Source organism: Flavobacterium magnesitis, from assembly GCF_041729735.1.
GTDB lineage: Bacteria > Bacteroidota > Bacteroidia > Flavobacteriales > Flavobacteriaceae > Flavobacterium > Flavobacterium magnesitis.
The window spans coordinates 1-299 of record NZ_JBCFQK010000065.1; the positions used below are offsets into that span (position 1 = coordinate 1).

1 protein-coding gene is annotated in these 299 nt (G+C 41.1%); it reads right to left on the reverse strand.

Annotated features, from left to right (window positions below; all coding sequences use genetic code 11):
• A partial coding sequence (locus AAGV33_RS16420) for a DUF7507 domain-containing protein (protein WP_461782334.1) occupies positions 1-299 on the reverse strand: 299 nt, incomplete at both ends.

Sequence of the window (299 nt, forward strand, 5' to 3'; positions counted from 1 at the left end):
TCCACTGCTGTTCCTGATGTATCCTGAACATCTACGCCTTGTGGATCTTGTCCGATTGCAATTGCTGTATTAGTAACAACGCCTGCATCAATATCAGCTTGGGTGATAGCGTAATCTTGTGTTACCACTCCTGTTGCTGATGGTGCTAAAGTTGATGGAACTAATGCTAAATTAGTCACTCCTAGTTTTGCATCATTGATTACAATATTATCTACTGTTACGTTTCCTGTATTGGTTACCGTAAAAGTGTACGTAATGATATCGCCAACTACCGCTCTTGTGGCATCGCCATTGTAAAC